General features: G+C 68.5%; 5 protein-coding genes. All 5 read right to left on the bottom strand.

The window, feature by feature from the left end; all coding sequences use genetic code 11:
- Positions 1 to 2,067 (bottom strand): primosomal protein N' (locus ELR45_RS21845; protein WP_205857013.1); only part of this gene is annotated, 2,067 nt, incomplete at its 3' end.
- A gap of 44 nt (positions 2,068 to 2,111) precedes the next feature.
- Positions 2,112 to 3,302, bottom strand: a complete 1,191-nt coding sequence (gene metK, locus ELR45_RS21840; RefSeq protein ID WP_129668229.1) for a methionine adenosyltransferase — start codon at positions 3,300 to 3,302, stop codon at positions 2,112 to 2,114.
- Between the two features lie 435 nt (positions 3,303 to 3,737).
- Entirely contained in the window at positions 3,738 to 4,994 is a 1,257-nt protein-coding gene (coaBC, locus tag ELR45_RS21835) for a bifunctional phosphopantothenoylcysteine decarboxylase/phosphopantothenate--cysteine ligase CoaBC (RefSeq protein WP_129668228.1), read from the bottom strand.
- Positions 4,991 to 5,347, bottom strand: a complete 357-nt coding sequence (rpoZ, locus tag ELR45_RS21830; protein WP_129668227.1) for a DNA-directed RNA polymerase subunit omega — start codon at positions 5,345 to 5,347, stop codon at positions 4,991 to 4,993. The genes coaBC and rpoZ overlap by 4 nt, the downstream gene beginning before the upstream one ends.
- A gap of 21 nt (positions 5,348 to 5,368) precedes the next feature.
- Entirely contained in the window at positions 5,369 to 5,956 is a 588-nt protein-coding gene (gene gmk, locus ELR45_RS21825) for a guanylate kinase (RefSeq protein ID WP_420813919.1), read from the bottom strand.
- Positions 5,957 to 5,958: the final 2 nt, after the last annotated feature.

Raw genomic sequence — 5,958 nt, 5'->3', positions numbered from 1 at the left:
CGCCTCCCGAAGCGCCGCAGACAACGCTGCGCCCGACGTCCGCGGTACCCGGACGATGACCTGCGCCGTCTCGTCGTCGACCGGTGACGGGCCGAGAACCTCGGCGACCGGCGGCAGCTCGGCCAGCGACAGCATCTCCTCGATGTCTCCGTGCGCCCCCCGCAGCTCGGCGATCCGCGCCGCCGGCGGAAAGTGCAGGTGACCGCGCTCGGCCAGTTCTCGGCTGGCGAACCCGCCTGGATCCCATCGCACCAGCGCCTGTACGGCCGCCGCCGACGGCTCAGCGACGACCACCACCTCGCCGCTCTCGGAACGAGGCCGTACCAGCGCCGCAGCCCGCATCCAGCGCCGCAACGCCTCCTCGGCTGCCCGCAGACCTGGCCGGTTCAGCATCGACGTCCCATCCAACAGCAGCGCCGCCGCGTACCCGCCGTCGGCGACCGGCTCCGCGCCGTGCGTCGCCACCACCAGCGTCGGCTCGGCCCCGACCTCATCGCGGACCGCTTCTTCGTTGCCCCGTTCAGCAGCTTCTTCGCCGGGGGCCCGGTCGGGCTTGTCATGTCCCGGCTCCGCGGCCTTCCGCCCGCCGCCTCGGGACAGCACCACTGGCACGCCCGGAAATGCCCGTCCCAGCTCTTCAGCGGTACGCCGAACCCCGACGGCGCCGGCGCGCAGACGGTCGTGTCCACAGTCCGCACAACGCCAGCCAGGCGCCGCGCTCCCGCACGCCTCGCACTGCGGCACTCCGTCCGCCCGGATCAGCCGGAGAACGCCGCCACAAGCGGCGCACAGCGCCGGTGCCCGGCACCGTGCACACGCCAGGGACGGCACGTACCCGGCACGCGCCACCTGAACCAGGACCGGCCCGCGTTCCAAGCCGGCACGAGCCACCCGCCACGCCAGCGACGGCAGCCGTGCACTGCGGGCCGCCTGGTCGCGGCCCTGCTCGTACGCATCGCCACTGGTGTGGATCTGCGGAGCTCGCGCCCTGGTCACCGAGCGGTCCGGCTCCACCGGCTGTGCCCAGCCCGTGTCCAGCAGCAACTGACCTTCGGCAGTACGGGCGAACCCGCCGACGACGGCAGCCGCACCAGCCAGATGTGCCCTGAGCAGCAGCACCTCGCGCATGTGCGGGTACGGCGACCTCGGTTCGGCGTGCAGGTCGTCGCCGTCGTCCCAGATGACGACGAGACCGAGACCGTGCACAGGCGCGAACGCGGCCGATCGGGTGCCGATCGCGGCCCGCACGGATCCACGCAGCACCTTCAGCCACCGCCGGTATCGTTGCGCTGGGCCCACCTCGGCGCCCAGCACCACGTGCTGGCCCTCCCCTATCAGCCGCCGGATCGCCGCATCGAGCCGGGCGACATCGCGGCCGTCAGGAAGCACGACCACCACGCCGCGTCCCGCGGACAGCGCAGTCGCGACCAGCCGGGCCAGAAGCTCCGACCAGTCCGCGGCCGGGGCAGGAGACCAGACTGCCCGAGGCGGCGCCACACCCGTTCGGTCATCCTCGCCCGGGTCTGGCTCGGCAGGCCGGGCCACCGCGTCAAGCAGTGCCTGCCCATTGATGTGCTCCGTCCACATTCCGGCGTCGGGCCGCGCAGGGGGCGCGACCTCGGCGGAACTCGGCTCCTTCTCAGTCGCGGCATGACGCGGTGGGATCGCGAGCCGCAGAACATCGGCGACAGTGCCCGCATAGCGGTCGGCCACCGACCTGGCCAGCCGGCTCAGATGCGGTGTCAGGACAGGCTCGGGCGATACGACCCGGCGCAGCGGGGACAGCCGCCCGGTGTGCTCGCTGGTCTCGGCTCTCTCGACGATGAACCCGTCATGATCCGCTCCGGCGAACCGCACTCGGACCCGGGCACCCGCGACTGCCTGCTCAGCCATCGACGCAGGCACGACGTAGTCGAACGGCCGGTCCAAATGCGGGAGACCGAGATCTACCAGTACGCGTGCGATCGGATGCTCGGCAGCCACCGGCCGGGACCGTTGCGGCTTCGGCCGCTTCGGTGCGGGCGCACCGGCCAGGGCAAGCTGGTCGGCATCGCCACTATCACTCACCCGACGTTTCTACCCCATGCCGTGCCGTTGTCCGCGCCCGCCCTTCAGCCCACGGCCGCTTTGAGCGCCTCGGCCCGATCCGTACGCTCCCAGGTGAAGTCGGGCAGTTCCCGGCCGAAATGACCATAGGCGGCTGTGTTTCGGTAGATCGGCCGCAACAGGTCCAGATCACGGATGACGGCCGCCGGGCGGAGGTCGAACACCTCCGTCACCGCCCGCTCGATCCGCTCTGTCGGCACTCGCTCGGTGCCGAAGCATTCGACGAACAACCCCACCGGCTCAGCCTTGCCGATCGCGTAGGCGACCTGGATCTCGCACCGACGGGCCAACCCGGCCGCTACCACGTTCTTCGCCACCCATCGCATCGCGTAGGCGGCAGACCGGTCCACCTTCGACGGGTCCTTGCCGCTGAACGCTCCGCCACCGTGGCGTGCCATCCCACCGTAGGTGTCGATGATGATCTTGCGCCCGGTCAGTCCCGCGTCGCCCATCGGCCCGCCGACCTCGAACCGGCCTGTCGGATTGACCAGCAGCCGCATCGATCCGGAGTCCAGTGAGAACTGCTCCAGCACCGGGTTCACCACATAGCTGATCAGATCAGGGGTGAGCAGGTTGGTCAGGTCGACCTTCGACGCATGCTGCGTCGAGATCACCACCGTCTCGAGTCGAGACGGCCGGTCACCGTCGTACTCGATGGTGACCTGCGTCTTCCCGTCCGGCCGCAGGTACGGTACCGAGCCCGACTTCCGGACCTGCGCGAGCCGCTGAGCGAGCCGGTGAGCCAAGGTGATCGGCAGCGGCATCAGCTCGGGAGTCTCGTCGCAGGCATAGCCGAACATCAGACCCTGGTCGCCCGCTCCTTGCCGGTCCAGCGGGTCCTCATCGCCCTCTACGCGGCTTTCGTAGGCCGTATCGACCCCTTGCGCGATGTCCGCCGATTGAGCCCCCAGCGCGACGTTCACGCCGCATGAAGCACCATCGAAGCCCTTTGCCGAGGAGTCGTAGCCGATGTCCAGCACAGTTTCGCGCACTATGCCGGGAATATCCGCGTAAGTACTCGTGGTCACCTCGCCCGCTACGTGCACCTGCCCCGTGGTGACCAACGTCTCGACCGCTACCCGGCTCGCCGGATCCTCCGCCAGCATGGCGTCCAGGATCGCGTCGCTGATCTGATCACAGATCTTGTCCGGGTGCCCCTCGGTGACTGACTCAGACGTGAACAACCGTACGGCCATAGAGCCCTCCTTCTGGCACCGCCAGTCTAGGGCTATCCAGCGGCCTCCGACACTGACCCGTTTCACTCCGAAACCAGCCCACACGAAGCCACCCCACCCGTACGCCTCCGCATCGGCCGCCCGCCCGGACCGCGGGCCTTCCGATCCTGACTTCAGGACGAGCGGACGCACGCACGACGAGCCACCCCACCGAAAGCGTGAAAGGCGGCGCCCAACACAAGACCAGAGTGAGACCCAGAAGGGGCCGGGGAAGCTCTTTGCCCGATCTTCCGGAGGCGCAGATCACGCAACCAGCACGAAAGGCCACCCGCCGGAGGCGTGAGAGGGCAAAGAATTCCGCGGTCCCGCCCCGGGCGACCACAATTTGGCGAGTCGAAACCAGGCGAAGCGTATACCGGTCGTCGAGTGCAGGCGGCGCCTGGGACCAGCAAAACCTTACGGCGACGTCGGCCCTGTGAGCCGCCCGGCGACGCGGTCCCAGACGGTGTGCGCCAACGCGGACTTCGGACCGTACGGCACTTCGACCGACGTTCCGTCCTGGCCTAGGATGACCGCCTCGTTCTCCTCCGACTCGAAGCCGCGGTCGCGTCCCACCTCGTTCACCACGAGCAGGTCGCAGCCCTTGGCCGCGAGCTTGGCTCGTCCATGCTCCAGGACACCGCCATCGCTGTCCCCCGTCTCGGCCGCGAACCCTACGACGACTTGGTCCGGCCGGCGCCGCGAACGGGACAGCTCAGCCAGAATGTCCTCGGTGCGCTCAAGCTCGATCGCCGGCGCGTCGTCGGTCCCCGCGGTCTTCTTGATCTTCGCGTCGTGAAACGACCGCGGGCGGAAGTCCGAGACCGCGGCGGCCATCACCACGGCGTCGGCCGTCGAGGCCGCCTTCAACATGGCTTCGCGCAGATCGGCGACGGATTCGACACGGACGATGTCAGCTCCCGCGACGTCGGTCAGGCCGACGTTCGCTGCGACGAGCGTCACTCGCGCCCCACGGCTCACCGCGGCCTGCGCAAGCGCGTAACCTTGCCGCCCCGACGAGCGGTTGCCGATGTACCGGACCGGGTCGATGTACTCGCGCGTCCCACCGGCCGAGACCACCACGTGGTATCCGGCCAAATCCGTCGATGTGGCGGCATGTACCGTGTCGAGGGCTTGCCCGACGATCGCCTCCGGCTCCGGGAGCCGGCCTTTGCCAGAGTCGGCGCCGGTCAGCCTCCCGACGGCCGGCTCGATGACCACACAACCCCGGGATCGCAACGTCGCCACGTTCGCGACGGTGGCGGCATGTTCCCACATCTCGGTGTGCATCGCCGGGGCGAACACCACCGGACTCCGCGTGGTCAACAACGTTGAGGTCAGCAGGTCATCGGCCCTACCGGAAGCGGCACGAGCCAGCAGGTCGGCGGTGGCGGGCACCACCAGTACCAAGTCAGCTTCCTGCCCCAGTGCGACGTGAGGCACCTCATGCACGTCATCGAAGACACTGGTGCTCACCGGATGGCCGGACAGCGCCGCCCACGTCGCCTCACCGACGAAACGCAGTGCCGATTCCGTCGGCAGCACCCGGACGTCATGTCCTGCCTCAGCGAGGCCTCGCAATACTTCGCAAGCCTTGTAGGCAGCGATTCCTCCGCTGACGCCCAGGAGAACCCGATACCGGGTCCTGCCCGGGTCGCCAGACGCAGGGGTCATTCTTGTTCGGGCTGACCGGCCGCCGCGATGTCCTCGGGCGTCACGTCCGCGGCGGTGATCTCCGCCTGAGGTGTCTCCGTGACCAGCTCGGCCGGATCCACCTCCTCAGCCGTGAGCAGTCCCGCGTCGATCTCTCGCAACGCTATGGACAGCGGCTTCTCCTGCACACGAGTCTCGACCAGTGGGCCGACATACTCGAGCAGGCCCTCGCCGAGCTGCGAATAGTAGGCATTGATCTGACGAGCCCGCTTGGCGGCGTAGATGACCAAGCCATACTTCGAGTCGGTCTTGGAGAGCAGGTCGTCAATGGGAGGGCTGGTAATACCCTCCGCGACGCCTCGGGTTCCAGACACGCTGTTTGCCTCCGGGCTGATCTAAGGGGATGAACCCATTAATACTACCAGCTCACGGCAGACGCTGCCGACGTCCGTGTTGACCACGGTCACGTCGAACTCAGCCTCGGCCGCGAGCTCGTCACGGGCGGTCTGCAGCCTGCGGGCTCGTTCCTTCTCGTCCTCAGTTCCCCGCCCGACGAGCCGGCGGACCAGCTCCTCCCAACTGGGAGGGGCGAGGAAGACGAAAAACGCATCCGGCATGGTGGACCGGATCTGGCGGGCACCTTGCAGGTCGACCTCGATGAGCACAGACCGCCCAGCGGCCCGAGCCTGATCGACCTCCGAACGAGGGGTGCCGTACTTGAACGTCCCATGTACCACAGCCCACTCGAGGAACTCACCTTGTTCGATCTTGCGATCGAACGTGGGTCCATCGACGAAGTAGTACGGCGCGCCGTCCACCTCGCCCGGCCGCATCGGCCGCGTCGTCACTGTGGGCGCTATCGACAGCTCGGGATGTTCGGCCCGAAGCTGCCGCATAACAGTCGTCTTGCCGACCGCCGACGGCCCCGATAGAACAATCGCTCGCGGGTTGTTCTTCGGGACCGCCAAAGGCGGCCGTGGCAAGT

It is taken from the genome of Phytoactinopolyspora endophytica (assembly GCF_004138495.1).
In the GTDB taxonomy this organism is placed as follows: Bacteria; Actinomycetota; Actinomycetes; order Jiangellales; family Jiangellaceae; genus Phytoactinopolyspora; species Phytoactinopolyspora endophytica.
This window is presented reverse-complemented; position numbering and strand designations above follow the sequence as displayed.

Bases quoted from the DNA above. Each gene is read 5' to 3' on its own strand.
- coaBC (WP_129668228.1), bottom strand. From the start codon at position 4,994: ATGACCCCTGCGTCTGGCGACCCGGGCAGGACCCGGTATCGGGTTCTC.
- metK (WP_129668229.1), bottom strand. From the start codon at position 3,302: ATGGCCGTACGGTTGTTCACGTCTGAGTCAGTCACCGAGGGGCACCCG.